The organism is Nocardioides sp. GCM10028917 (assembly GCF_042666175.1).
In the GTDB taxonomy this organism is placed as follows: domain Bacteria; phylum Actinomycetota; class Actinomycetes; order Propionibacteriales; family Nocardioidaceae; genus Nocardioides.
This window is the reverse complement of record NZ_JBHTFL010000007.1, coordinates 1,260,451-1,286,264: the sequence shown is the minus strand read 5'-3', so window position 1 is coordinate 1,286,264 and position 25,814 is coordinate 1,260,451. Positions and strand designations below refer to the sequence as shown.

The following is a 25,814-nucleotide window of genomic DNA, read 5'->3' as shown; positions in this document are numbered from 1 at the left end:
CACGCGCCGGTGTGGAGGGAGAAGTTCGCGAGCTGCTGCGCCGGCGTTCAGCGCGGCACCTGCTGCCTCGGGGAGCCGACTCCACCGCGGAACGTGTAGGAGCCGGGGACCACCCTGTAGACGGCGTACGTCGTGTCGCCCGTCGTCTCATCGCGGACGTAGGTGGCAGCGGGCGGGGCCACGACACCCTTGCCCAGCGTCGGGACCCACACCTCGCCGGTCGTGTTGGCCGGCACCGTCACGTCCAGCCGCAGGATCCCAGCGGCGTTGCGCGTCCATTCGCTCGACACGGTGCCGTGCGGGGTCTCGCGGCGACCGTCGACGTGGCGGAGCGTGCCGACGGGCTGCGGCTTGACGATGATCTCGTCGAAGCCCTTGGAGTCCGCGGGCTGCTGGATACCGGCCAGACCGGCGTTGAACCACTCGTCGACCTGCAACAGGATCATGTGGTTCTGCGAGCCTGCGAAGTCCCACGACTCGGGGATCGTGGTGCGTCCCTGCGCCACGAAGTTGGCGTAGCTCGGCGCCGTCGGCTCCTGGATGACGTCGAACAGCAGCTCACCACGACCGTTGTCCATCAGCACCCGGTAGGTCGCTTGGAGCCCGACCGTACCGCCGGACATGTGCGGACCGGCGCCGTTCGCGCCGGGGTGGTAGTCACGGATCCGCTTCTCGAGGTCGTCGAGCACCGCCTCCTTGTCCTCGGCCGGGACGATGCCCATGGCCAACGGGAGAGCGTCGAGGGTCTGCGAGCCCGTGGTGCCGCCGGCCCCGGCGTTGGTGTAGGACTTCGTCGTCGCGTTGTAGAACTTCGCGTGGAAAGCCTCGCCCAGGCTCGTGGCCAGCTGCCGGTAGTCGGCGGCGTCGTCGGCGTGACCGAGCTCGGCAGCCATCTGGCTGAGCTTGTCGGCGATCACCCACAGCCCGTAGGTGCCCGTGGCGTCCTTCGGGGTCGTCGTGTCGCCGGCGATCCAGTCGCCGAGGCCGCTGACGAGCAGGCCGTCCTTGACCTGGGCACGGACGTAGGAGAGGTAGTCCTGCATCGGCTCGTAGTACTCGGCCATCGTCGCGGTGTCGCCGTAGGTCTTCCACAGCTCGTAGGGCGTGAGGATGAACGCACCGCCCCAGTTGACGTCGTCGCGGTAGCCGCCCCCGAAGATCGGGAACTCCGGGGCGGTTCCGGGGATGAGCCCGTCCGCCTGCTGCGACTCCAGCATCTGGCGCTGCATGCCGCGCAGGTAGGCCGAGACGTCGAAGTTCGACTGGATCGAGCCCATCGACTGGATCATGTCGGCCAGCCAGCCCAGCTTCTCGCGGTGCGGGCAGTCCGTGAAGATCGACTGCATGTTCGAACGGATGGACCACTCGGACATCCCGTGGATCCGGTTGATCAGGTCGTTGTCCGTGGTGACGGATCCACCGGACGGCACGTCGGCATTGACTGCCAGGCCGACGAGGGTGTCGGGCGTCGGGGTGAAGCCGGCCGGCAGCCCGTCCACCTGGACGTACTGGAAGCCGTGGTACATGAACTGGGGCGTGAAGCTCTCGGCGCCCCCGGCACCCGACGTGGTGTAGGTGTTGAGGATGCCGGTCGCCGAGCCCGCGGAGGCAGTGCTGACCACACCGCTGCCGCTGCGGCTCTCACCCGGCGTCATCCGGATCACCGTGCCGCCCGGGACCGCGCCGCCGGGAAGGTTCAGCTGCGGCATGCCGGCGAAGTTCTGGCCGAGGTCGAAGGACCACGAGCCGGGACCGATCTGCTTGATACCGGCTTCAGTGGACCGGAACTCCTCCTGAACGCGCACTGGCGGCGCCTTGCGCCACGCCAGCTCTGTGTCGAGCGAGGGCGCGGACGTGATCCACGAGTCCGCCCACCCCTGTTCGTCGGACAGGTCGGCGCCTGGCTCGTCCCAGCCCGCCTGCACCAGCCGCGCGTCGACGTCAGTGCCGGAGTAGAAGTTGTCGGTGGTGGTCGGCCCGTCCTTGTAGCGCCATGAGGGGTCACTGGCGATCGAGGACGTCGAACCGTCAGCGTAGGTCAGCTCCAGACGCGCGATGAGCCGCGGCGAGACGGACATCTGTGGCTTCGCGGGCGAACCGGAGCCCAGGACCGCTGCGCCGGCCGCGTGGTCCTTGCCGAGCGGCGCGTCCACGGCGAGGGTGTTGCCGTCGATGGCCGTGACCCTGCGCGACTCGAGCCGGCCGCCGCCGTCGCCGGTGTCCACGTGGACGGTGTCCCCCACGGCGTACCCGCCGACGCCTGACAGCGCCAACGTGGTCGCGCCGGCCTGCACGGCAGCGGTGAGCGTGCCGTCCGGGACCGGTGCGGAGTTGAACTTCGTGTAGACGTCAGTCCGGCCGGTCGCGGCATTGGCCTGCGGGTAGACGTACGTCATCCCGTTGCCGAGCGCGACGCCGAGCGTGTTGTCGCCGTCCTTCACGAGCGACGTCACGTCGTACGTGCCGTACTCGACCGACCGCAACGGGTTGGTGACGCCCGGGTTGAGCACGGTGTCGGTGACCTTCGCGCCGTTGACCGTCGCCTCGTAGGCACCGAGGCCCGCGACGTACAGGCGCGCATCAGCCACCTCCTTGGTCGCCGCGAACGGCTTGGCGAAGATCGGCAGTGGCTTCTCCAGGTCAGGGCCCTGCGGGTTGGGCTGGTCGACGACGGTCGCGACGACGTCCGTCGGCGTCGACGAGGTCGCCGAGGCGCGGATCGTGAAGTCGACCGGGAAGCCGGGGATCTGACCGTCGGGCAGGCGCGCGTCGGTGCGGGGGAACAACACCACCCGATCGACGGACTGCGCGGAGCCGAGGTCGATCTGCACCCACTTCGACGGGCTGATCTCCTGGGTCTTGGAGTCCCGGCTCATGTAGCCGGGGCTGATGACCTTGCCATCCGTCAGCAGCTTGGTGCCGCAGCCGGGGCAGGCGAACTGGTCGTACACCGACACGTTCCTGCCAAGTGCGACGTTGGTGCCGTTGGGGGTGAGGACCTGGACCTCGACGAGCTGGATGCGGGAGACGATGCCCCGGCTGCCGCCCTCGTCGGTCGGCAGCCCGAGCTTGGTGACGTCGAGCCGGACGTAGCGGGCGTCGCGGGCACCGCCGAGATCGATCGTGACGCCGCGGTTGAGCGGTGACTGCGGGGACTGGATCCACTTCGCGTCGTCCCAGTGGGACTCGTCGAGCAGGCCCATCTCGAACGTCGACGCGTCGCTCCATGCCGAGGCGTCACCCTCACCGTCCCAGACGCGGACCTGCCACGACACCTGCGTGCGCGAGGACAGCGGCTTGCCCGCGTACTCCACCTGCGCGACGGAACCGTCCACCCGTCCGGTGTCCCACAGGGACCGACCGGTGGCGTCGGCGACGCGCACCTCGTACGCCGTCTGTCGTGCGTCAGGTCCGCTGCCGACGAGCTGCCAGCTGAGCAGAGGCTGGGTGTCGTCGACACCGAGCGGCTCGTCGTCACGGTTGTCGATGCGCAGTCCGTCGACGGTCACCGCGGCCGGACCCGCTGCCGCTGCGGCGGGCCCGCCGGCGAGTGCGGAACCGGCGACGACCGAGGCGGCGGCCATGGCACCGAGCCATCGCCGCGTGGTGCGACCGGCCGCCGTGGGTCGGGGCGCGCGAAGTGGATGCACGATGGACTCCTCAGGTCAATGAATCGTTTCAGTGAGGAGGGTCACACGGGGTGACGGTAGGCACAAGAGTTCTGTCCGGTTTCGGACAGGGGGCTCGCCTGAAACGCGTCGAATACCGCGGGGCAGCAGTCCGACGCAGACCTACCCGTAGCGGATCAGGGGCGGTAGGGCTTCTGATCGTGCCGCGGGTCCAGTCGGGGATAGCCCGCCTTCGGCTCCACGCCTTCCGGCTGCGGCTCCGCTCCACCTGCACTCTGCTCCGGCGGTGCCTCCGCCGGGGTGTCCAGCACGGAGTTGTCCCGAAGCCCATCGGTTCCCACCTGGCCCCTCCCGGTGGGACCGACGCGCTCGCTGCTGGAGCCCATGCCGCCGGCCGCTCCCTCAGGACCCGACGAGTTCGGCGTTGCGCGTCGCTCCTCGGATGCGGGCTTGGCCGTCTTGTCGTCCGGGCTGCTCATGACTGGGTCCCTCGCTCGTGGATGGCTGTCATCCTGTTCCCAGGTAGCCACTCCCGATACACGCTGGCCCGCAGGTTCCGCCGCGTCGGGGCTGTGCCTCGAGCGGGCGGTCGTTCACCACCGGGGTCGCGCAGCCTTGGTCTCACCGGGTGCCCGCCGGCGCTCGCTGCGTGAGCGAGCACCTTCGGGCACCCCGTGAGCAGGACTAGGTCTACCCCGGGCGTCGGCTCGGCACAACCATGGTTGAACGCGCGACTTTCTTCGCGCCGGCCGCGACCCGCCGTTGGGGTGCACCCGTCGACGTCACCTTCCGTCGGTGCGCGCCTCTATCGCTCGCAGCACCGCAACCGTGTCTTCGTGGCCGTGACCCAGCTGCTCAGCCTCCGCGAACAGGTCGCGGCACGTGCCGAGGACGGGCGAGGACACGCCGGACCCGCGGGCTGCGTCCGCCACCAGGCGGCTGTTGTAGTGCACGTCCCTGATCGATGCCTGCACCTCGAAGTCGCCGTGCACCAGCTTCTCCAGCTTGAGCCGCGAGACGGCGCTGGCCATCGGCCCGGAGTCCAGCACCGAACGGAAGGCCTCCACGTCCAGGCCGTTGTTCTCGGCGAAGTGGAACGCCTCCGCCAGCCCCGTCACCTGGGCGATGAGGAAGAGGTTGACCGCCAGCTTCATGCGCGTCGCGTTCGGGACCTCACCGCACCTCACGGTCGTCGCGCACAGCGGTGCGAGCAGGGGAAGGACAGCATCGACGGATGCGTCGGGGCCGGCCACCATCCCCACCAGCTGACCGGCCTCCGCGGGGCGGCGCGACCCCGATACCGGCGCCTCGACGTAGCGGCCGCCTGCCGACGTGGTGTCCTCGGCGAGCTGCTCCGAGTACGACGCCGCCGTCGTGCCCATGTGGACGAGAGTCCGGCCGGCCACCATCTGGGCGAAGCGCGGCGTACCACGCTCGAGCACCTCGTCGATGACCGTGCCGTTCGCCAGCATCAGGAACACGGTCCTCGCCTCGCTGAACACCTGGGCCGGACTGGGAGCGACCACGGCGCCGGCCTCGGCCACGAGCTCCGCCTTGTCGCGAGACCGGTTCCAGACCGTGAGCGGCGTACCCGCGCGCACCATGTTGAGGGCCATGGGCAGGCCCATGTGCCCGAGCCCGATGAATCCGACACTCATGCATGCCTCCTGCGACTCCCACGTGCTCCCTTCGGGCCCGTGCCGTGCTCACAGCGTGCCGCGCTGCCCCGGGTGCGAACGAGCGCGCATCCGGCCAGCTGTCGCCGGATTGGCGCCAGGACGGTCACGGCCGGGTCAGTCGACGCCAGCCGCCCTGCCGGTTGTGCTCGACGATCTCGCCCAGGATGCCGGTGATCGCGTCTCGGTCGATCTCGTCGTCCTCGTAGATCTGGATCGACCGGGCGGTCAGGTTGTCGTGCCCCTGGTTGATGACGCCGGCGGGGTCGCTCACGGTCGGGTCGTACAGGAACAGGTTGACGTGGTCCTTCGTCGCCAACAGGGCGCAGACATTGCCCTCGAGGACGAAGTAGGGCTGCACCGTCCGCTTGATCGTCTCCTCGATCTCAGGATCCGTGGCCCAGATGATCTCGCGCAGCTGCTCACAGATGGACTGCTGCCACTCGGGCAGCTTCGCGATGTAGGCGTCGACCCCTGGATGTGCCCGGTCCGTCATGGAGGGATTGTGGCAGCGATCCGACCTACCAGCGAGCGTGCACCTGCTCCCGGATCCGCCGGTCGTAGAGCTGGGCCACGCCGTCGAGGAACGACGTTGGCAGCTCCCCGACCAGCCCGGCGGCAGCATTCGCCTGCGCCTGGTCGACGTTCCGCGCACCCGGGATGACGGTCGACACGCCCGGCTGCTGCCAGATCCACGCGATCGCGGCCTGCGCAGGGGTGACGTCCATCCCGGACGAGGCGACGAGCGCGGAGAACTCCCGCGCCGCCTCCACACCGGTCGCGTAGTCGACACCCGAGAAGGTCTCGCCGACGTCGAAGGCGCTGCCGTCGCGGTTGTAGGTGCGGTGGTCGTCCGCGGCGAACGTGGTGTCCAGGTCGTACTTCCCGGACAACAGCCCCGACGCCAGCGGCACCCGGGCGATGATCCCCACACCCGCGGAAGCCGCCGCGGGCAGCACCTCGGCGAGCGGCTTCATCCGGAAGGCGTTGAGGATGATCTGCACGCTCGCCACGTGAGGTCGCGTGATCGCGCTCAGCGCCTGCGCGGCCGTCTCGACACTCACGCCGTACGCCGCGACCACACCCTCGTCGACGAGCCGGTCGAGCACGTCGTACGTCGCGTCGTCGTCGATGACCTCGCTCGGCGGGCAGTGCAGCTGCACCAGGTCGATCGTGTCCACCCCCAGGTTGCGACGCGAGCGGTCCAACCAGTCACGGAAGCTCGGCTCAACGTAGCTCGCCGGCACTTGCTCGGCACGACGGCCCATCTTGGTCGCGACGGTGAACCCGGCATCCGGGTGGGCCGCGACGAAGCGACCGACCAGCTGCTCGCTGCGCCCGTCGCCGTACACGTCGGCAGTGTCAAAGAACGTCACACCCGCCTCGGCCGACGCCTCCAGCACCGCCATCGCATCGGCCTCGCTGACGTCACCCCAGTCGGCGCCGAGCTGCCACGTGCCGAGACCGACGACCGAGACCTCGCGGCCGGTCCTTCCGAGGGTGCGGTGCTCCATGGGCGCAAGTCTCACAGGCCCGGCACGCCGCGGCCTCCCACGACGGGGTGACCTCTGGCCCGCCGTGCAGCTCCACCCCTAGCGTGGGAGCCCCCGACCGGAGGTGACGACCGTGGCCCGTCCGATGACCCTGCCGGAGCCGCGACCCGTGCTCCACCCGCTGCGCACCACCGACTCGGCCCGCAGCACCATCCGCCGGCTCTCCCACCACCGGATGCGGGTCACCATCGACCACCAGCCGCTGGCCGGCATCACCCCGCCGATGCTGCTGTGGTGGTTCCGCCACATCGGGGACGACATCGACTACGCCGGCGAGCGGATGTCGGCCTACCTCGCCTGGCACCCGCTCGACCACATCACGTGGGAGCTGGCCAGGCCGGCGCCCGGTGGCGGCGCCGACGAGGGTGCGAGCTATCGCATCGTCGAGGCGTTCGGGCGCGACGAGCGCTTCCGCGTCGACTCCGTCGAACGCGTCGAGAAGCTCGACGAGACCGGTATCCGGCTGGTGCGTCGGATCGCCGGGGTGCGGATCTTCCAGCTCGAGCACACCTGGTCGTGGGGACCCGACGGGACGCACTACGTCAGCGTGATGGACCTCGGCTCCCGCCTCCGGGCAGCCACGCCGGTCAACCGGCACCTCACCTCACGCGTCTTCCCCGAGGCGATGGCCGAGGCGTGGATCAGGCACAACGTCGAGGAGGTCGGTGTCCTCGAGCACCTCCTGCCCGACGTCCTGCGCCAGCTTCCCGACGAGGCGGCGAGGCTCTCCATCAGCCCGTGAGGACTGCGGCCTGACGCGCCGGCGTATCAAAGTCCCTCCCGACCTCTCCTGTCTGGGTGGAGGAAGAAACTCAGGAGGGCTCATGTACGTGATGTACCGCGTCGCCTACGCGCCCGGGCCGGAGGATCCGCCCGAGCGCGACCGCACGCTCCGTGACTTCACCGCAGTGACCGGCCGTGAGGCCGAGAAGGCCGCACGCGAGTGGGCGACCAGCCGCAACCAGCAGCGACCGCCGGAGCTCCGCGAGAAGTGGCCGTGGGTGCTGGAGCGGTGGAACGGGCGGATCCGGGACTGGGAACAGATCAACGCCATCCCGTAGCGCCCGAAGCTCGAAGATCACTCGCACCCAGTACGAGTGATCTTCGAGCCTGACGAGGCACGCCTACGGGGAGCAGGCACCGCTCGGCGGCGCCCGGTCGGCGTCAGGAGACGACGAGGACCACGTGCAGCGTCCGAGGCCCGTGGACGCCCTCGACCCGGTCGAGCTCGATGTCGCTCGTGGCCGACGGTCCGCTGATCCACGTCGTGGGTCGCACGGGGTCGAGCAGGGCGATCGCGTCGGGCACGTCGGCCACGACCTGCGCCGCGTCGACGATGCACACGTGCAGGTCCGGCACGAGGCTGATCGCCCGGCGGCCCTGGTCGGGCGCGTGGTCGAGCACGATCGTGCCCGTCTCGGCGATCCCGACCCGGGCGCGCGTGACGACGGCATCGATGCGGTCGAGCTCGGCGGCCGACAGTCCGTCGTCCACGACCGAGCCGGCGACGTCGAGACCGAGCCCGGGAGGTACGACGCTGGTCGCCGACCCGAGCACCTCGGCGACCACCGAGCCCATGTCGTCCGGGGCGCACCGCGTGACCACCGCCCGGTAGTCCTCGACGCGCTCCACGAACAGCGCCACCAGGTCACCGCGGTCCGGGGTGCGAGGGGCCGGAGGAAGGTCGACCGCGGGCGACACGCCGGACAGCGCCGAGCGGACACGCCCGAGGATCTCGTCGCGGGCGCTAGTTTCGGGGTCCCCGCGGCGTTGTTCGACGGAGGAGCGGAGCGGGGGAGTCGAAGAACGTCGTGGGGTGATCACGAACGGCCCTCCTGCTCGTCGTCGGGACGGTGCCCACCGTCGGTGCGGTCCCACCACTCGCGGAAGGACTCCGTCGGCGGGGCGGGGAGGTCGCGCGCGCCGGTCCACCCGGCGGCGGGCCCGGGCAGGCGGCCCGCGGCGGTGCGGCCGCCGGGCAGCGTCGTACGGGAGAAACGGCCGAGGACGCGACCGGCCACACCCGAGGCGCGCTCGGCCCAGCGCAGCCGACGCGAGTCGGAGAACGTCCACGCCGCCGCCTTCATCGCGAGAGCCTCGGGCTTGGGCACGCGATCGCCGCGGTGCGAGTCGACGACGGCGGCGCGCTGGTCGACCAGCACCGACGGGATGTCGATGCGGACCGGGCAGACCTCGAAGCACGCGCCGCAGAGCGACGAGGCGTACGGGAGGGAGGCCGTCTGCTCGTCGGAGACGCCGTTGAGGAGCGGGTTGAGGATCGCGCCGATCGGGCCGGGGTAGACCGAGCCGTAGGCGTGGCCGCCGACCCGCTCGTAGACCGGGCAGACGTTCAGGCACGCCGAGCAGCGGATGCAGCGGAGCGCCTGCCGGCCGACGTCGTCGGCGAGGGCGCGCGTGCGGCCGTTGTCGAGCAGGACGACGTGCACCTCCTGCGGGCCGTCGCCGGGCGTCACGCCCGACCAGGTCGAGGTGTAGGGGTTCATCCTCTCCCCCGTCGACGAGCGCGGCAGCAGCCGCAGCATCGGGTCGAGGTCGGACCAGGTGGCGACCACCTTCTCGATGCCGACGACGCTGACCAGCACGTCAGGCAGGGTCAGGCACATCCGCCCGTTGCCCTCGGACTCCACCACGACGAGCGTGCCGGTGTCGGCGACCGCGAAGTTGGCTCCGCTGACGGCGACCTTGGCCCGCAGGAACTTCTCCCGCAGGTGCTCGCGCGCCGCCCCGGCCAGCACGGCCGGCTCGTCGGTCAGGTCGGGGGGCGCGGGCCGCCCGACGTCGCCCATCCGGCGGCGGAAGATCTCGCGCACCTCGGCGCGGTTGCGGTGGATCGCCGGCACCAGGATGTGGGACGGCAGGTCGTCGCCCAGCTGGACGATCAGCTCGGCGAGGTCGGTCTCCCAGGCGGCGATGCCCTCGGCCTCGAGGGCCTCGTTGAGGCCGATCTCCCCGGTGGCCATCGACTTGACCTTCACCACCTCGTCGACGCCGTGGTCGCGGGCGACCGACGCGACGATCGCGCACGCCTCCTCCGCGTCGCGGGCCCAGTGCACGGTCGCGCCGGCGCGCACCAGGGATGCCTCGAGCGTCTCGAGGTGGGTGGCGAGGTCGCGCAGCGCGGCCTCCTTGACCGCGGCGCCAGCGACGCGCAGCTCCTCCCAGTCCTCGACCTCGGCGACGACCGCGGCGCGCTTGTCGCGGATGGTGCGGGTGGCGTGGGCGAGGTTGCGGCGCAGCTGGGTGTCGGCCAGTGCCTCGCGCGCGGCGGCCGGGAAGGCCGGCATGCCGACGAAGGTGCCGCTGCGCTGTTCGGGGTCCCCGCGGCGTTGTTCGGGGGAGCGAAGCGGAGGAGAAGAACGGCGTGGGGCGTTCATCGGGTGCCTCGTTCTCGGGGGGCTCGGTCTCGGGGGGCACGGTCTCGTGACGGCCGCATCGCGGCCTCCTCGACCAGTGGGTTGCTGGGCTCGGTGTCGCCCTCGGTGTCCTCCGTGGCGGCGAGCACCTCGGCGAGGTGCATCACGCGGACGCCGGCGCGCTGGCGCGAGAGCATCCCGCCGACGTGCATCAGGCAGGAGTTGTCACCGGCCACGAGCACCTCGGCCCCGGTGTCGCGCACGTGGCGGGCCTTGTCGGCGCCCATCGCCACGGACGTGTCGGCGTTCTTGAGGGCGAAGGTGCCGCCGAAGCCGCAGCACTCAGTGGCGTTGGGGAGGTCGACGAGCTCGATGCCGCGCACCGCCTCCAGCAGCCGGGTCGGCCGGTCGCCGACGCCGAGCATCCGCAGGCTGTGGCAGGTCGGGTGGTAGGTCACCCGGTGCGGGAAGTAGGCGCCGACGTCGGTCACGCCGAGGACGTCGACGAGGAACTCGCTCAGCTCGTAGGTCCGCGGTCCGGTCTCGGCGACGGCCGCGACCAGCGCAGGATCACCCGACCGGTCGGCGACGATCGAGTGCTGGTGCCGTGCCGATCCGGCGCACGAGCCCGACGGCGTGACGATGGCGTCGTACCCTGCGAACGCGTCGACGAAGGTCCGCACCACCGGCACCGCCTCGTCGAGGTAGCCGGTGTTCACCATCGGCTGCCCGCAGCACGTCTGGGCCTGTGGGAAGTCGACCTCGACCCCCAGCCGGCGCAGCAGCCGCACGACGGCCTTCCCCGTGTCGGGGAACATGGCGTCGTTGACGCAGGTGACCTGCAGGGCGACCTTCACGCAACCGTTCCTCTCGTCTCGTTCACAGTCTGCTCTCCCGGGCTAGAACATCCGGTGGCGCACGGCCCACACGATGGCCTCGATGGTGGAGTCGCACTCGAGCTTGTCGCAGGCACTGCGCGCCTTGCGACGCACCGTGCGCTCGGACATGTCCAGCTGCCGCGCGACCGCCGGCACCGTCCTGCCCTCGGCCATCAGCCGCAGGACGGTGAGCTCGTCGACGCCGAGGACCCGCTCGGGCCCGACCGGCTCCGACGGCCGCCCCCCTGGCGCCCCCATCGGCTCAGCGTCGGACCGGCTGGTCGACGTACGGCACCAGCCGGACCGGTCCGAGGAGGCCGTACGCCTGGCGCTGGGCGACGCCGTAGACGGCTGGCGTCACCGTGCGCAGCCGGTTGAGCAGCGTCGAGGCCACCTCGACCTCGATGACGTTCGTGCCGCGGCCCAGCAGGCCGGCGAGGTCGACGCGCGGGTGGAGCGGGTCGCAGCCACCCACCGCCACGCCGTTGACGGTGACCCGGAAGGTGTCGGTGACCTCGCCCAGCTCGAGCCAGGCGCCGTCGCGGTCGGTCCAGTCGGAGCCGAGGTCGACCTCGGTCGCGTAGCGGCCGAGGCCCGAGACGTCCTCGAGCCCGGGGATCTGGCTCCACGGCACGAGCGTCGTGAGCTGCACCGTCCGCACCGGCTTGACGGTCTCGGTGGCCGACGCGCCGGGCTGCCAGTCCTCGACCTCGAGACGCCAGGACGACGGCACGACCGGGTCCCGGACACGGTCGACCTTCGCGGGGACCGTACGACCGTCGCCGAGCGTGACGGTGTGGTCGCCGGCGGTGCCGGCACGGGCCACGAGCCTGCCCGGCTCGCGCAGGACGTCGACGGCCGTGGTGGCGATCGCGTGCAGCTGGGCGGGGTCGGCCGACTGCGGCGTCGCGAAGGCGATCACGGTCGACTGGCCCGGGGCGAGGTCGACCCGGACCCGCACCCGGTCGGCCTGGCGCTCCCAGAGGCCGACCGGGCGGGTCTCACCCGTCCAGGCGTCGAGCACCACCGGCACCGCGCGCGGCGAGGTGGTGGTCAGCCAGACGTCGTGGGTCACCCGGTTGAGCCTGCGGTTCTCCGCGTGCCGCGCGTTGGCGACGTAGTAGAGGTCCACGTCGCCGACCACCCGCCGCAGGGTCATCACGGTCGACCGCTCGTGCTCGACGTCGGGCGTGACTCCGAGCGAGGCGAGCGCGACCGGGATGTCGGCGTCGGCCGCCGCGACACGGGTCGTGGGCAACGCCTTGATCTGCGCGACCAGGTCGCGGAGCTCGGCGGCCTCGGCGTCCGAGGCACCCTCGGGCAGACCGACGGGGCGCGGGTCGGACCAGTCGCGGACGAAGACGATGGGCAGCCCGGCGCGGCCGAGCTCGAGCACCCGTCGCGCGGTCGTGACGGCCATCGTGGCGACCTGGCCTCGGAACTGGTCGGTGCCGATGATCATCGCCTTGTAGGCCGGGCCGTCGGGGGCCAGGCGGCCACCGCGCACCGTCGCCAGCGGCAGGTCGAGCAGCGCCGGCGTCGCGAAGGAGTGGGTCCACCCGAGCGGGATGCCGTCGTTGGTCGCCCAGAAGGCGCCGATGCCGGTCGACGTCCAGCCCTTCTGCCGCAGGAAGACGACGTCGTACTTGGGCGTCCCGGTCTGCAGCACGAGCTGGGTGCGGGAGAGGTACGCCGCGATGTCGGGCATGTGCTGCCACTGCGGGGTGCGGGGTCCCCACGCCTCGCCGAACCCGATCGCACCGTTGTAGTAGGGCGAGAAGGCGGCGAAGCCGGGCCACGTCACGCCCGGCGCGTCGGCGTAGGGGAACCCGTGGATGATCGCCTGGTTCACGCCCGCGGCGAAGATGCTGTTGAGGGTGAAGAGCGCCTGGTTCTGCTGGGTCGGGCTGGCGCTGTTGCCGCCGAGCATCGTGTTGTAGGCCGCCCCGTTGTAGCAGATCGCCTCGCAGGACAGGATCGTGTGACCGGCCATGTCGCGACCGCCCGCCATCACCCGGTAGTCGTCGAGGTTCTTGAAGCCGAGCGACTCGGTCTCGGGGACGTCGAGCAGCGCCGCGTGCTCCACCGTGTCGGTCTCGAGCCCGTAGGGCTGGACCCGCAGGCCCATGCCGAGCGTGCGGGCGAAGGCCTGCAGCGGGAGCAGGTGGTGGTCGCGGTAGAGGTCGGAGAGGACCTGGTTGTAGTCGTCGCGGACCTGGTTGGTGCGCAGGCTGTCCGTCGTCGCGGCGTTGGTGCCGGTGCCGAGGTCGTAGAGGTACTTCTCCTTCAGCTCCATCACGACCGGCAGCCAGGGCCGGAGGTCGTAGCCGGCGCGCTTCTCGAACTCCTCGAACATCCGCGGCGTCCAGATGGTCGCCTCGGTCTCGATCTCCAGCGAGTCCTCGAAGAGATACCCACCGGCCCGGCCGAGGAGGCCGCGGAGCTCGCGGTCGAGGACCTTCGTCTCCCACAGGTCGACGACGGCCTGCGAGCCCAGCGCGCTGAAGTGGTCGACGACGTACGACCGCGGGCTGGTGTGCGGCGCCGCCTCGGGCTCCTGCGCCGAGCCACGCTGCCAGAAGGACAGCAGCACCCACGAGCCGCCCGCAGGCGAGTCAGGTGCGGTCCAGGTGATCCGGCCGTCGACCACCTGGTCGAGCAGGTCGACGTAGGAGTCCGGGTCGACCTGCGGCAGCACGCGGGTGTTGGTCGAGGGCGTGTAGCGGTGGGCCTGGAGCGCCACCAGCGCCTGCTTCGTGACGGCGCCCTCGGCGTGCAGCACGGCCTCGGGGACCGGTCCGTCGTACGTCGCTCCGGCAGCGAGGTTGACCAGGCCGTGGGCCAGCTCGGTGCACGCGGCGTCGTCGTCCGGGGTGATGGTGGAGACGGCGGCCGGCCACGACGGGCCGACGGTGATGTCGATGCGCACGTCGCGCTCGGCCGCTCGAGACAGCGCGGCCTTCACGCCGGTGACCCACGGGGCGGTGCCCCAGCCGTGCGTGCCGACGTCGATGGTGATGTTGCGCGCCCGAAGGCTGTGGGTGACGTCGGCGACCTCGAGGACGCCGAACCCGGCGTCGGCGACCTGGTCGACCTCGCGGGCGATCTCGACCGGGTCGACGAGGCCGTGCGGCCACCACCAGCGGAAGCCGGCCGCGGTCGCGGTGCCCGGGGCGGCGAAGCGGCGCACCAGGTCCTTGGGCAGCCACTCGGTCGCGGCCGAGGCGCCGCCGGGTGCGGCGGCGACCGCGGTCGAGGAGGAGGCGGCGACGAAGCCCGCCGCGGCAGCGGACGCACCGAGCAGGGTGCGGCGGGTGAGGTGGGTCGGGCCGGGCTGGTCCATCGGGTCTCCCTGGGGGGTGGGGTGGCGCCTGTGGGTGGCGGGGCGGTCGGAGCGGTGGCTAGGCGGTCGGGCCGACGCGGCGGTCGGCGGCGTCCCAGTCGAGGCCGGGGCGGGGGTCGTGACGTCGTACGTCGTGCGTCTCGCGGACGAGGGCACGCATGGCGGCGAGGTCGGGCAGGTCGGCGCCGAGGGCGCGCGCCTGGACGAGGGCGTTGCCGAGCGCGGCGGCCTCGCCGGGGCCGGCCAGCACCGGTACGCCGAGCGCGTCCGCGGTCAGCTGGCAGAGCAGGTGGTTGTGGGAGCCGCCGCCGACGACGTGCACGACCTCGAGGTCGCGGCCGGCCAGCCGGGCGGCGGTGCGGAGGTGCCGTCGGTAGGCGAGCGCGAGGCTGTCGAGGATGCAGCGGGTGATCTCGCCGGGGGTCTGCGGGAGCGGCTCGCCGGCGTCCCGCGCCAGCCGCACGACGCGCTCGGGCATCGGGTCGGTGGCGCTGCCCGGGCCCAGCAGGGACGGGTGGTTGATGTCGACGACGGTGCGCAGCGGCGCCGCGGTGCTGGCGTCGGCGAGCAGGGACGCGAGGTCGGTGGCGGGGGTGCCGCGGTCGCGCCAGGCCTTGAGACACTCCGAAAGCACCCAGAGGCCCATCACGTTCTTGAGGAAGCGGACGGTGCCGTCGACGCCGCCCTCGTTGGTGAAGTCGGCCTCGCGGGCCTCCTCGGTGAGCACCGGCTCATCGAGCTCGAGGCCGACGAGCGACCACGTGCCCGAGGAGATGTAGCCGAAGGAGGTGCCCGGGTCCGCGGGGACGGCGACGACCGCGGAGGCGGTGTCGTGCGAGCCGACCGCCACCACCGGCACGTCCGGCGCGAGGCCGAGGCCGGCGGCGACCTCGGGTCGGAGCGGTCCGACCACGGAGCCGGCGTCCCGCAGCGGCGGCAGGATCGACCAGGGCAGCTGGAGACGGCCGGCCAGCTCGCTGGACCACTCGCCGGTGCGGACGTCGAGCAGCCCGGTCGTCGACGCGTTCGTGCGCTCGGCACCGACCTCGCCGGTCAGCCAGTAGCCGAGCAGGTCGGGCAGCAGGAGCATGGCGTGGGCCGACTCCAGCGCGGCGGTGCCGCGGGCGGCGGCGAGCTGGAAGACGGTGGTGAACGGCAGCTGCTGGAGGCCGTTGACGGCGTACTGCTCCTGCACGCTCACCGTCTTGGCGACCAGCTCGGGGACGTCGCGGGTGCGCGGGTCGCGGTGGCTGTAGGGGTTGCCGAGCAGCTCGCCGTCGCGGTCGAGCAGGCCGTAGTCCACCGCCCACGAGTCGATGCCGATGCCGTGCAGCTCCCCCGTGCGTGCCACCTCGGCGACACCGGCGAGCACCTCGCGGTGGATGCCGAGGACGTCCCAGAAGAGCGAGCCGCCGACCGGGACGCCGCCGTTGGGGAAGCGGTGCACCTCCTTCAGCGAGAGCTGCCCCGGGCCGACGCGGGCAGCCATCACACGGCCGCTCGTCGCCCCGAGGTCGACGGCCGCGACGCGCAGGGTCATCGCAGGCTGGGTCATCGCAGGAAGGCCGCCGCCACGCCCGCGTCGACGGGGATGTGCAGCCCGGTCGTGTGGCTCAGGTCGTCGGTGCACAGGACGAAGACCGCGTTGGCGATGTTGTCCGGCAGCACCTCGCGCTTGAGGATCGTGCGCTGCGCGTAGAACTTGCCGAGGTCCTGCTCCTCCACGCCGTAGACCGCGGCGCGGTTGGCGCCCCAGCCCGAGGCGAAGATGCCCGAGCCCTGCACCACGCCGTCGGGGTTGACCCCGTTGACCTTGATGCCGTGCTCACCGAGCTCGGCAGCCAGCAGCCGCACCTGGTGCGCCTGGTCGGCCTTGGCGGCGCCGTAGGCGACGTTGTTGGGGCCGGCGAAGATCGAGTTCTTCGACGAGATGTAGACGATGTCGCCGCCCATCCCCTGCTCGATCATCGCCCTGGCCGCGGCCTTCGCGACGAGGAACGAGCCCTTGGCCATCACGTCGTGCTGGAGGTCCCAGTCCTGCTCGGTGGTCTCGAGCAGCGAGCGCGACAGCGAGAGGCCGGCGTTGTTGACGACGAGGTCGACACCACCGAAGGCCAGCACGGTGGCCCGGAGGGCCGCCTCGACGGCGGCGGCGTCGGACACGTCGACCTGCACCCCGACGGCGACGTCGGCCGAGCCGATCTCGGCGGCCGCGGCCTGCGCCTTCTCCAGCGACAGGTCGGCGATGACGACGCAGGCGCCCTCGGACGCGAGCTTCCTCGCGGTGGCGAGGCCGATGCCCGACGCGGCTCCGGTGACGAGGGCGACGCGGGTCGCGAGCGGCTTGGGCTTCGGCATCCGCTGGAGCTTGGCCTCCTCGAGCGCCCAGTACTCGATGCGGAACTTCTCCGACTCGTCGATGGGGGCGTACGACGACAGGCCCTCGGCGCCGCGCATCACGTTGATGGCGTTGACGTAGAACTCGCCGGCGACGCGGGCGGTCTGCTTGTCCTTGCCGAAGCTGAACATGCCGACGCCGGGCACCAGCACGATCAGGGGGTCCTTGCCGCGGATCGCGGGGCTGTCGGGCGTGGCGTTGCGGTCGTAGTAGCCCTGGTAGTCCTCGCGGTAGGAGACCGCCAGCTCCTGGAGGCGGGCGATGCTCTCCTCGACCGAGGCGGAGGCGGGCAGGTCGAGCACCAGCGGCTTGACCTTGGTGCGGAGGAAGTGGTCGGGGCACGACGTGCCGAGCTCGCCGAGGCGCGGGTGCTCGGCGTGCGCCAGGAACTCGAGGACGACGTCGGCGTCGGTGAAGTGGCCGACCATCGGACGGTCCGCCGAGGCGATACCGCGGATGGTCGGCGCGAGGGCGGCGGCCTTCGCGCGGCGCTCGGTCTCCGGCAGGGCGGCGTACCCCTCGAGCGCCGGACCGAACGGCTCGGCCTTCGCGTGCTCGGCGATGTAGGCCGAGGCCGTCTCGATGATCCAGAGCGAGCTGGCCTCGGCCTCCTCGCTGGTGTCGCCCCACGCGGTGATGCCGTGGCCGCCGAGGATGCAGCCGCGGGCCTGCGGGTTCTTCTCCTTGATCTCGGCGATGTCGAGGCCGAGCTGGAAGCCCGGGCGGCGCCACGGCACCCACACGACCTCGTCGCCGAAGATGGTCCGGGTGAGCTCCTCCCCGTCGGCGGAAGTCGCGATCGCGATGCCGGAGTCGGGGTGCAGGTGGTCGACGTGCGCCGCGTCGACGAGGCCGTGCATCGCGGTGTCGATGGAGGGAGCAGCACCGCCCTTGCCGTGCAGGCAGTAGTCGAAGGCCGCCACCATCTCGTCCTCGCGGTCCACGCCGGGGTAGACGTCGACGAGCGCGCGCATCCGGTCCAGCCGCAGGACCGCCAGGCCGCCCGGCGTCAGCGTGCCGAGGTCACCGCCGGAACCCTTCACCCACAGCAGCTCGACGTCCTCGCCGGTGACCGGGTCGGTCTCGGTGCCCTTGGCGGAGGTGTTGCCGCCGGCGTAGTTGGTGTTCCTGGGGTCGGCGCCCAGCCGGTTGGAGCGCTCGACGAGCTGCTCCACGGTGGGGTTGACGGTGGGCTTGAGGTCACTCACGGTGCAGGTTTCCTTACGGGTTGTGGGGGTCAGTTCCAGCCGGCTTGCGAGCCGCCGACGCGGTCGGCCTCGATCTGCTGCTGGTAGCCCGACTCGAGGTAGGCGCGCATCGGGTCGGCCGGCAGGCCGCGCTCCTCGCGCCAGGCCGCCAGGTCACGGCGTACGTCGGTGTAGAAGGCGTCCATGAAGATCTCGTTGGCACGCAGCACGTCGCCGGCGGACCGCGCCTCGTCGAGGGCCTCGGTGTCGAGGAGCAGCGCGCGGGCGGTCATCTCCTGGACGTTCAGCACCGAGCGGATCTGGCCGGGGATCTTGTCCTCGATGTTGTGGCACTGGTCGAGCATCAGCGCGACGTCGCTCTCGGCGCCGAAGCCGCCGCCGCGGATGACCTCGACCATGATGCGGAACAGCTGGAACGGGTCGGCCGCACCGACGATGAGGTCGTCGTCGGCGTAGAAGCGGCTGTTGAAGTCGAACGAGCCGAGCTTCCCGAGGCGCAGCAGCTGCGCCACGATGAACTCGATGTTGGTGCCGGGCGCGTGGTGGCCGGTGTCGAGGCACACCTTCGCGCGGTCGCCGAGGGCGGCCACGTGGGCGTACGACGTGCCCCAGTCCGGGACGTCGGTGTGGTAGAACGCCGGCTCGAAGAACTTGTACTCGAGCACGAGCCGCTGGTCCTCGGCGAGCCGGTCGTAGATGGTGCGGAGGCCCTCGGCGAGACGGTCCTGGCGGGCGCGCATGTCGCCCTGGCCGGGGTAGTTGGTGCCCTCGGCGAGCCAGATCTTCAGGTCCTGCGAGCCGGTCTGGTGCATCACCTCGATGCACGCGAAGTGGTGGTCGATCGCCTTCTGCCGCACCCGCGGGTCGGTGTGGGTCAGTGCGCCGAGCTTGTAGTCGTCGTCCTGGAAGGTGTTGGAGTTGATCGTGCCGAGCGCGACGCCCTGCTCCTTGGCGTACGCCGCCAGCGCGGCGTAGTCGTCGACCTGGTCCCACGGGATGTGGAGCGCCACGGTGGGCGCGAGGCCGGTGAAGCGGTGCACGGTGGCGGCGTCGGCGATCTTCTCCTCGACCGTTCGCGGGGTGCCGGGGGTGCCGAAGACCTTGAAGCGGGTGCCGGAGTTGCCGTACGCCCAGGACGGCACCTCGATCGCGAGCTCGCCGAGTCGGTCGCTGATGGTGGAGAAGCCAGAAGGGCCGGAAGAGGTGGTCATGACAGGTCCTGAGCTGTGGGAGTGGGTGAGTCGGTGGCCGTGCTGGTGGGGGTGTGGGCGGCGAGCTGGTCCTCGAGGTGGAAGACCTCGGCCAGCTGCCAGAAGCCCTGGTCGGGCGGGAGGTCGAGGTCCTCGAAGAACTCGGACATCTCCGCCTGCCAGCGGGCGTTCACGTCGGTGCGGGCCATGCCCTCCTGCGCGGCGGCGAGGTCGGGCGTCTCGAGGTAGCCGACGAGCAGGCCGTCCTCGCGCAGGAAGAGGGAGTAGTTGGTCCAGCCGGTGTCGTGGAGGGCGCGGAGCATCTCGGGCCACACGGCGGCGTGGCGCTCGGCGTACTCCTCCATGCGGTCCGTGCGGACCTGCAGGGTGAAGCAGACGCGGTGCATCGCGGTCTCCTGTCGGTGGGTGGTGTCCGTTGGTCGAGGAGGGCCGGAGGCCCGTCACGAGACCCGGCTGGAGGGGTCTCGTGACGGCGCTGGGGCGCCTCCTCGACCAACGAAGTGGTGGTCCGACTCAGAAGTCGAAGTCGCCGATGTTGTCGGCGTTGAAGGTGAACGGCTCACCGAGCAGGACGACGCCGTCGGCGCCGACCTCGAACTCGCCGAGCTCGCCCGCCTCGAAGGAGTCGCCCTCCTCGCCCGAGATGTCACCGTTGGCCAGGGCGGCCGCGGCGTAGGTGGCCAGGGCGCCGAGGTCGCTGGGGTTCCACAGCGCGAAGGACTCGACGGTGCCGTTCTCGACGTACTCGCGCATCTGGTTGGGGGTGCCCAGGCCGGTCAGCGCGACCTTGCCCTTGGAGGAGGAGTCCGACAGGTAGCGGGCCGCGGCCGCGATGCCGACCGTGGTGGGCGAGATGATGCCCTTCAGGTCGGGGTGGTTCTGCAGCAGCGCCTCGGTCTGGTCGAACGACTTCTGGTCGTCGTCGTCGCCGTAGACCGTGTCGACGAGCTCGATGTCGGCGTAGTCGGGGTTCTCGGCGAGCTCCTTCTCCATCATCTCGATCCACGCGTTCTGGTTGGTCGCGTTGGCAGCGGCGGACAGGATGGCGATCTCGCCCTTGCCGCCGATCTGCTCGGAGATCAGCTCGAGCTGCTTGGCGGCGATGCCCTCGGCGGTGGCCTGGTTGATGAACAGGTCACGGCAGTCGGGGTTGGTGTCGGCGTCGAAGGTGACGACCTTGACGTCGGCGCTGCGGGCCTCGTCGATCGCGTCGCAGAGGGCCTCGGGATCGTTGGCCGACAGGATCAGGGCGTCCTTGCCCTGCTGAGCGACGGTGTTGATGTAGGACACCTGGGCGTCGGGGCTGGCGGTCTCGGGACCGACCTCCTCGATCTCGACACCGAGCTCCTCCGCCGCCGCCTCCGCACCGTCGGTGCTGGTGTCGAAGTAGGGGTTGCCGAGGTTCTTCGGCAGCATCGTCATGCTGAGCTCGCCGCCGCCGTCGCTGCCGCTGTCAGAGCCGCTGTCGCCGCCGTCGTCGCTGCCGCACGCGGTGAGCGCCGCGGAGGCGGTGAGGATGATCGCAGCCAGAGCGATCGGCCGCCGGGTGTGGAACTTCATGTCGGTTCTGCCTTTCGTGTTCCTAGACGCCGGCGGATGCGGCGTTCGGGGTAGGGCTCGACTCGGGAGGAGTCGTTGCCTTGCGCGGCAACCTCGACGAGGCCCACGCAAGGACGCTGGGGAGGATCACCGAGGCCACGAGCAGCAGGCCGACGATGATGTTGGTGACGTTGACCGTCACGCTCTCCAGGCGCAGGGCGCTGGAGATGACGCCGATCAGCACGACGCCGGCGAGGACGCCGTGCAGCCGGCCGCGGCCGCCGAAGATCGAGACGCCGCCGAGGAGGACCGCGGCGATCACCTGGAGCTCGTAGCCCGTGGCGTTGTCGCCGCGGGCCGAGCCGTAGCGCAGGGTGAAGTAGATGCCGGCGAAGGCGGACACCACGCCCGAGAGGACGAAGAGGATGAACTTGGTCCGGGCGACGTTGACGCCGGTGAAGTGGGCCGCCTCGTCGTTGAGCCCGATCTCGTAGATGCCGCGCCCGAAGGTGGAGAAGTGCAGCAGCACGACGAAGGCGACGGTCAGCACCGCGAACGGGATCATCACCAGGGGGATCCGCGACTCGCCGATGGTGTTGGTCGCGAGGTCCGCCCACGAGTCGGTGAACTCGGTGATGGCCGTGGTGCCGAGCAGGCCGACCGCGATGCCGCGGAAGAGCGCGAGCGTGCCGATGGTGACGGCGAGCGACGGCAGCCCGACGTACGCGATGAGGAAGCCGTTGAGCGCGCCGCACAGCAGCCCGGCCAGCAGCGCGAGGACCGCGGCGGCCGGGATCGACATGCCGCTGTCGTGGAAGACGCCTAGCAGCACGCTGCTCAGGCCCATGATGCTCGCGACCGACAGGTCGATCTCGCCGGTGATGATGATCAGCGTCATCGGCAGGGCGATCAGCAGGATCGGTGCGATGTCCTGGAGGAGGAACTTCACGGTCAGCGGGCCGTCGAAGTTCTCCACGTTGAGCGTCGCGTAGACGAAGACCGCGACGGTCAGCGCGATGACGGCCATCTCGCGGGTCAGGAGCCAGCGGCGCCACAGCGGCGCCGAGTAGTCGGCGTACGTCCGGGTCGGCGCAGCGGGGGCGGCCGGGGACTGGGTGGTCGTCATGAGTGGTCCCTCGATTCGGCGAGCTTGCGCGCCTGTCTGACGGCGAGGACGCGGTCGAGCACGATCGCGCCGAGGATCAGGGCGCCGACGACGGCGCGCTGCCAGAAGTCCTCGATGCCGAGGCTGGGCAGGGCCCGGTTGATGGTGACGAGCAGGAAGGCGCCGATCGCCGCGCCCCACACCGTGCCGCTGCCGCCGAAGATCGCGACGCCGCCGATGACCGCCGCCGCGACGGCCTGCAGCTCGATGCCCAGCCCCACGCTCGAGCTCACGGTGCCGTAGCGGGCGGTGTAGAGGGCGCCGGCGAGACCCGCCAGGGCGCCGCTCAGCACGAACGCGGCGAGCAGGCGCCGGCGTACGGGCAGGCCGTAAAGAACCGCGGCGTCCGGGTCGGAGCCGATCGCGTAGAGCTCGCGACCACCGCGAGCGGTGTAGAGGTAGTAGCCGACGACGGCCAGGACGACGAGCGCGAGGATCGTGAGCAGGGGCACGCCGAGCACCGACTGGGTGCCGAGCTGGAGGAACTCGCGTGGCAGGTCGCCGGCGTTGATCCGGTCGCTGCCCGCCCAGGTGAGCATGATGCCGCGGTAGATGTAGAGCGTGCCGAGCGTGATGACCAGCGCGGGCACGCCGCCGTACGCCACCAGCACGCCGTTGACGAGGCCGAGGACCGCGCCGAGCAGCAGGCACGCGGCCAGCACCGCGACGATCGGGATGTTCGGCTGCTCGATGAAGAGCCGGCCGGTCAGGTAGGCGGTCAGCGCCATCACCGAGCCGACGGACAGGTCGACGTTGCGGGTGATGATGACGACGGCCTGGCCGACGGCGAGCAGCACCAGGATCGACGGGTTGAGCAGGAAGTTGCGCCAGCCGTCGCTGCTGAAGAGGAAGGCGTTGTTCTTCGTGGTCGCGAGCACGACGACGGCCACCAGCACGAGGAAGATCGACAGCTCGCGCGAGCGCAGCACGGTCGTCAGCGCGCGGCGCGTCGGGGACAGCCGGCTGGGCTCCACCAGCAGCGCCTCGCCGGCGGACACGTCGCTGTGGTCCGGCTCGGACCCGGGTCCCGTCTCGGGGCGCTCGACGTCGGTGTGGCTCATCGGACGGTCTCCAGGTGGTGGGTGGCGGCGTGCATGACGGCCTCGGGCGTGGCGTCGGCGCGGTCCAGCTCGGCGGTGATCCGGCCCTCGCACAGGACGACGACGCGGTCGGCCATGCCGAGGACCTCGGGGAGCTCGGAGGAGATCATCAGGATCGCGAGGCCCTGCCCGGCGAGCTCGGAGAGCAGCCGGTGCACCTCGGCCTTGGTGCCGACGTCGATGCCGCGGGTGGGCTCGTCGATGATCAGCAGCCTGGGGTCGGTGGCCAGCCACTTGGCGATGACGACCTTCTGCTGGTTGCCGCCGCTCATCGTGGCCGCGGTCATGTCCAGCGCGCTGGTCTTCACCTCGAGGCGTCCGGCCCAGGGTCCGGCTGCCCGGTTCTCCATGGAGGAGGTGAGCAGCCCGGCCTTCGCGATGCTGCGGCGGATGACGCCGGCGACGTTGCGGGTCACCGAGGAGTCGATGACGAGGCCCTGCTTGCGGCGGTCCTCGGGGATGAACGCCATGCCGGCGCGGATCGCGGAGCGCGGGGCCCTGGCCTTCACCGGCCTGCCGGACACCGAGACCGACCCTGAGTCGTAGGGGTCGACGCCGAACACCGCTCGCGCGACCTCGCTGCGCCCGGCGCCGACCAGGCCGGCCAGTCCGACGATCTCGCCGGCCCGGACCTCGAGGTCGATGTCGTGGAAGACGCCGGCGCGGCTGAGGCCACGCACCTGCAGGACCGGCTCGCCGATCTCGGCGGCCACCTTGGGGAACAGGTCGTCGACGTCGCGGCCGACCATCAGCGAGACCAGCTCGGACGGCGTGGTCCCGGCGATCGTCTTCGTGTCGATGTACGAGCCGTCGCGCATGACGGTGACGGTGTCGGCGAGGTCGAAGACCTCGTCGAAGCGGTGGGAGATGAAGACGAGGGCACGTCCCTCGTCGCGCAGGCTGCGGGCGACGGCGAACAGCCGGTCGACCTCGACGCCGCTCAGGGCGGCGGTCGGCTCGTCCATGACCAGCAGCCGGGCGTCCAGCGAGATGGCCTTCGCGATCTCGATGATCTGCTGGTCGGCGATCGAGAGGCCCTCGGCGGGACGGCGGGGGTCGATCCGCACACCGAGCCGCTCGAAGAGCCGCTCCGCCTCGGCGTACATCGCCGCGCGGTCGATGCGCCGGCCTGGGGCGAGGAGCTGGCGGCCCATGAAGATGTTCTCGGTGACCGAGAGGTCGGGGAAGAGCGTCGGCTCCTGGTAGATCACCGCGACGCCCGACTTCTTGGACTCAGCGGTGGAGGAGAAGTCGACGGGCTCGCCGCCGAGCTCGAAGGTGCCCGAGTCGCGGCGGTGGACGCCGGCGACGACCTTGACCAGCGTCGACTTGCCGGCGCCGTTCTCCCCGACCAGGGCGTGGATCGAGCCGGCCTCGACGCGCAGGCTGCCGGAGCGCAGGGCGACCACGGGCCCGAACGACTTGGAGACGTCGCGCAGCTCGAGCACCGGTGCGGCGGCGTTGCTGGCAGGCATGTGGCTCCTCGGTTTGAAAGGTTTCAACGGAAAGGTAGGTGAGGGTCGTCACACGTGTCAAGGGTCGTCACGGGTCATTTGCAGTTCCGTGTCGGCTCGCCACGCCGAGGGGCGCGATGGCGTACGCTCCCGTCGACAATCGTTTCAACGCCACGGCGCGACCCTCGCGACGGACGGCTGGTGCGAGAGGGGGCCCTGTCGTGGCGAAGGCCTCCTCCGTCAAGGACGTCGCCGCCCTCGCCCGCGTCTCGCTCGGCACCGTGAGCAACGTCCTCAACCGACCCGACCGGGTCTCCCCCGCCACCCGGGCCAAGGTCGAGCAGGCCATGCGCGACCTCGGGTTCGTCCGCAACGAGTCCGCGCGCCAGCTGCGCGCCGGCCGGAGCCGCACGCTGGCCTACGTCCTCCTCGACGCCCGCAACCCCTTCTTCACCGACGTCGCGCAGGGCGCGGAGCTCGCGGCCGAGTCGGCCGGCCTCTCGCTCTTCCTGTGCCACTCCGGCAACCGGGCCTCCCGCGAGGGTGACTACCTGGCGCACCTCGTCGAGCAGCGGGTGCAGGGGATCCTCGTCACGCCCGTCGACCCGAACGCCGCCGCGCTGGACGACGTACGCCGCAACGGCACGCCGCTGGTGATCGTGGACCGCACGCGCGACGACGACCACTTCTGCTCCGTCGCGGTCGACGACGTCCTCGGCGGTCGGCTGGCCGTCGAGCACCTCGTGGAGGCCGGGCACACCCGGGTCGCGTTCATCGGCGGCCCCCAGACGATCGGGCAGGTGCGCGACCGCCTCGCGGGCGCCCGCGCGGCCTGGGCCGCCGCCGGCCTGCCCGACGACCAGCTGGTCGTGGTCGGCACCGAAGCCCTCACCGTCGCCGAAGGACGCTCGGCGGGCGAGCGCGTGATGGGCATCGCCAGCGGCCGACGCCCGACGGCGGCGTTCTGCGCCAACGACCTGCTGGCACTCGGCCTGCTCCAGCAGCTCAGCACCGCTGGCCTCTCGGTGCCCGGGGACCTGGCCATCGTCGGCTACGACGACATCGAGTACGCCGCTGCCGCCGCCGTGCCCCTCACCTCGGTGCGCCAGCCGCGCCAGGAGCTCGGACGCCGGGCCGCCGAGCTGGTGCTCGACGAGGCCGAGAACCCTGACCACCTGCACCAGCAGGTCGTCTTCACCCCCGAGCTCGTCGCCCGTCGCTCGACCCGGGGCTGACGCCGTACCCGGCGGGGTGTGGCCCCGGGTCCCACGGCAGGAGTACGACGG

The 25,814-nt window shown here is 71.4% G+C and carries 19 protein-coding genes and 1 pseudogene; 3 read left to right on the top strand and 17 right to left on the bottom strand.

All coding sequences use genetic code 11. The features are described 5' to 3' along the window. Positions 1–47: 47 nt before the first annotated feature. The 4 genes from ACFQW6_RS15500 to ACFQW6_RS15485 form a co-directional block, all read right to left on the bottom strand. The gene (locus tag ACFQW6_RS15500; RefSeq protein ID WP_378547008.1) at positions 48–3,650 is read right to left on the bottom strand and encodes a family 78 glycoside hydrolase catalytic domain; all 3,603 of its coding nucleotides are present in this window, start codon (positions 3,648–3,650) and stop codon (positions 48–50) included. Positions 3,651–4,411: 761 nt separating this feature from the next. Beyond that, the gene (locus tag ACFQW6_RS15495) at positions 4,412–5,287 is read right to left on the bottom strand and encodes an NAD(P)-dependent oxidoreductase (protein WP_378547005.1); all 876 of its coding nucleotides are present in this window, start codon (positions 5,285–5,287) and stop codon (positions 4,412–4,414) included. A gap of 124 nt (positions 5,288–5,411) precedes the next feature. Then, complete coding sequence (locus tag ACFQW6_RS15490) at positions 5,412–5,801, bottom strand: DUF1801 domain-containing protein (protein WP_378547002.1); 390 nt, start codon at positions 5,799–5,801, stop codon at positions 5,412–5,414. A gap of 25 nt (positions 5,802–5,826) precedes the next feature. Continuing rightward, positions 5,827–6,819, bottom strand: coding sequence for an aldo/keto reductase (locus ACFQW6_RS15485; protein WP_378546999.1), 993 nt, complete (start codon positions 6,817–6,819; stop codon positions 5,827–5,829). 112 nt (positions 6,820–6,931) lie between these two features. Here ACFQW6_RS15485 and ACFQW6_RS15480 point away from each other — a divergent pair, with 112 nt between their 5' ends. Together ACFQW6_RS15480 and ACFQW6_RS15475 are read left to right on the top strand one after the other, a co-directional pair. After that, a complete protein-coding gene (locus tag ACFQW6_RS15480) occupies positions 6,932–7,600 on the top strand; it encodes a hypothetical protein (RefSeq protein WP_378546996.1) in 669 nt (222 codons plus the stop codon). 82 nt (positions 7,601–7,682) lie between these two features. Next, complete coding sequence (locus ACFQW6_RS15475) at positions 7,683–7,919, top strand: hypothetical protein (protein WP_378546993.1); 237 nt, start codon at positions 7,683–7,685, stop codon at positions 7,917–7,919. Positions 7,920–8,022: 103 nt separating this feature from the next. On the opposite strand, the gene ACFQW6_RS15470 is transcribed toward ACFQW6_RS15475, so the two are convergent. The 13 genes and pseudogenes from ACFQW6_RS15470 to ACFQW6_RS15410 all read right to left on the bottom strand — a co-directional run bounded on the left by ACFQW6_RS15470 (position 8,023) and on the right by ACFQW6_RS15410 (position 24,549). Then, positions 8,023–8,592: a lactate utilization protein C gene (locus ACFQW6_RS15470; protein ID WP_378547593.1), complete on the bottom strand. Its 570-nt coding sequence runs from the start codon at positions 8,590–8,592 to the stop codon at positions 8,023–8,025. Positions 8,593–8,678: 86 nt separating this feature from the next. Further along, positions 8,679–10,163, bottom strand: a complete 1,485-nt coding sequence (locus ACFQW6_RS15465; protein WP_378546990.1) for a lactate utilization protein B — start codon at positions 10,161–10,163, stop codon at positions 8,679–8,681. A 197-nt stretch (positions 10,164–10,360) separates the two neighbouring features. Next, positions 10,361–11,089: pseudogene (locus ACFQW6_RS15460) on the bottom strand ((Fe-S)-binding protein); the annotation flags it as partial. Between the two features lie 42 nt (positions 11,090–11,131). Next, a complete protein-coding gene (locus ACFQW6_RS15455; RefSeq protein WP_378546987.1) occupies positions 11,132–11,368 on the bottom strand; it encodes a response regulator transcription factor in 237 nt (78 codons plus the stop codon). A gap of 4 nt (positions 11,369–11,372) precedes the next feature. Next, on the bottom strand, positions 11,373–14,453 hold the full coding sequence (locus ACFQW6_RS15450) for a glycosyl hydrolase (protein ID WP_378546984.1): 3,081 nt from the start codon (positions 14,451–14,453) through the stop codon (positions 11,373–11,375). A gap of 58 nt (positions 14,454–14,511) precedes the next feature. Further along, the gene (locus tag ACFQW6_RS15445; protein WP_378546981.1) at positions 14,512–16,008 is read right to left on the bottom strand and encodes a rhamnulokinase family protein; all 1,497 of its coding nucleotides are present in this window, start codon (positions 16,006–16,008) and stop codon (positions 14,512–14,514) included. Further along, complete coding sequence (locus tag ACFQW6_RS15440) at positions 16,005–18,059, bottom strand: bifunctional aldolase/short-chain dehydrogenase (RefSeq protein WP_378546979.1); 2,055 nt, start codon at positions 18,057–18,059, stop codon at positions 16,005–16,007. The genes ACFQW6_RS15445 and ACFQW6_RS15440 overlap by 4 nt, the downstream gene beginning before the upstream one ends. Before the next feature lie 29 nt (positions 18,060–18,088). Next, the gene (rhaI, locus tag ACFQW6_RS15435; RefSeq protein WP_378546977.1) at positions 18,089–19,270 is read right to left on the bottom strand and encodes an L-rhamnose isomerase; all 1,182 of its coding nucleotides are present in this window, start codon (positions 19,268–19,270) and stop codon (positions 18,089–18,091) included. Next, complete coding sequence (locus tag ACFQW6_RS15430) at positions 19,267–19,656, bottom strand: L-rhamnose mutarotase (protein ID WP_378546974.1); 390 nt, start codon at positions 19,654–19,656, stop codon at positions 19,267–19,269. The genes rhaI and ACFQW6_RS15430 overlap by 4 nt, the downstream gene beginning before the upstream one ends. 127 nt (positions 19,657–19,783) lie before the next feature. After that, entirely contained in the window at positions 19,784–20,830 is a 1,047-nt protein-coding gene (rhaS, locus tag ACFQW6_RS15425; RefSeq protein WP_378546971.1) for a rhamnose ABC transporter substrate-binding protein, read from the bottom strand. Between the two features lie 22 nt (positions 20,831–20,852). Beyond that, positions 20,853–21,935, bottom strand: a complete 1,083-nt coding sequence (locus ACFQW6_RS15420) for an ABC transporter permease (protein WP_378546968.1) — start codon at positions 21,933–21,935, stop codon at positions 20,853–20,855. Then, a complete protein-coding gene (locus tag ACFQW6_RS15415) occupies positions 21,932–23,035 on the bottom strand; it encodes an ABC transporter permease (RefSeq protein ID WP_378546965.1) in 1,104 nt (367 codons plus the stop codon). The genes ACFQW6_RS15420 and ACFQW6_RS15415 overlap by 4 nt, the downstream gene beginning before the upstream one ends. Next, positions 23,032–24,549, bottom strand: coding sequence for a sugar ABC transporter ATP-binding protein (locus tag ACFQW6_RS15410; RefSeq protein WP_378546962.1), 1,518 nt, complete (start codon positions 24,547–24,549; stop codon positions 23,032–23,034). The genes ACFQW6_RS15415 and ACFQW6_RS15410 overlap by 4 nt, the downstream gene beginning before the upstream one ends. 200 nt (positions 24,550–24,749) lie before the next feature. Here ACFQW6_RS15410 and ACFQW6_RS15405 point away from each other — a divergent pair, with 200 nt between their 5' ends. Beyond that, complete coding sequence (locus tag ACFQW6_RS15405; protein WP_378546959.1) at positions 24,750–25,763, top strand: LacI family DNA-binding transcriptional regulator; 1,014 nt, start codon at positions 24,750–24,752, stop codon at positions 25,761–25,763. Positions 25,764–25,814 lie beyond the last annotated feature (51 nt).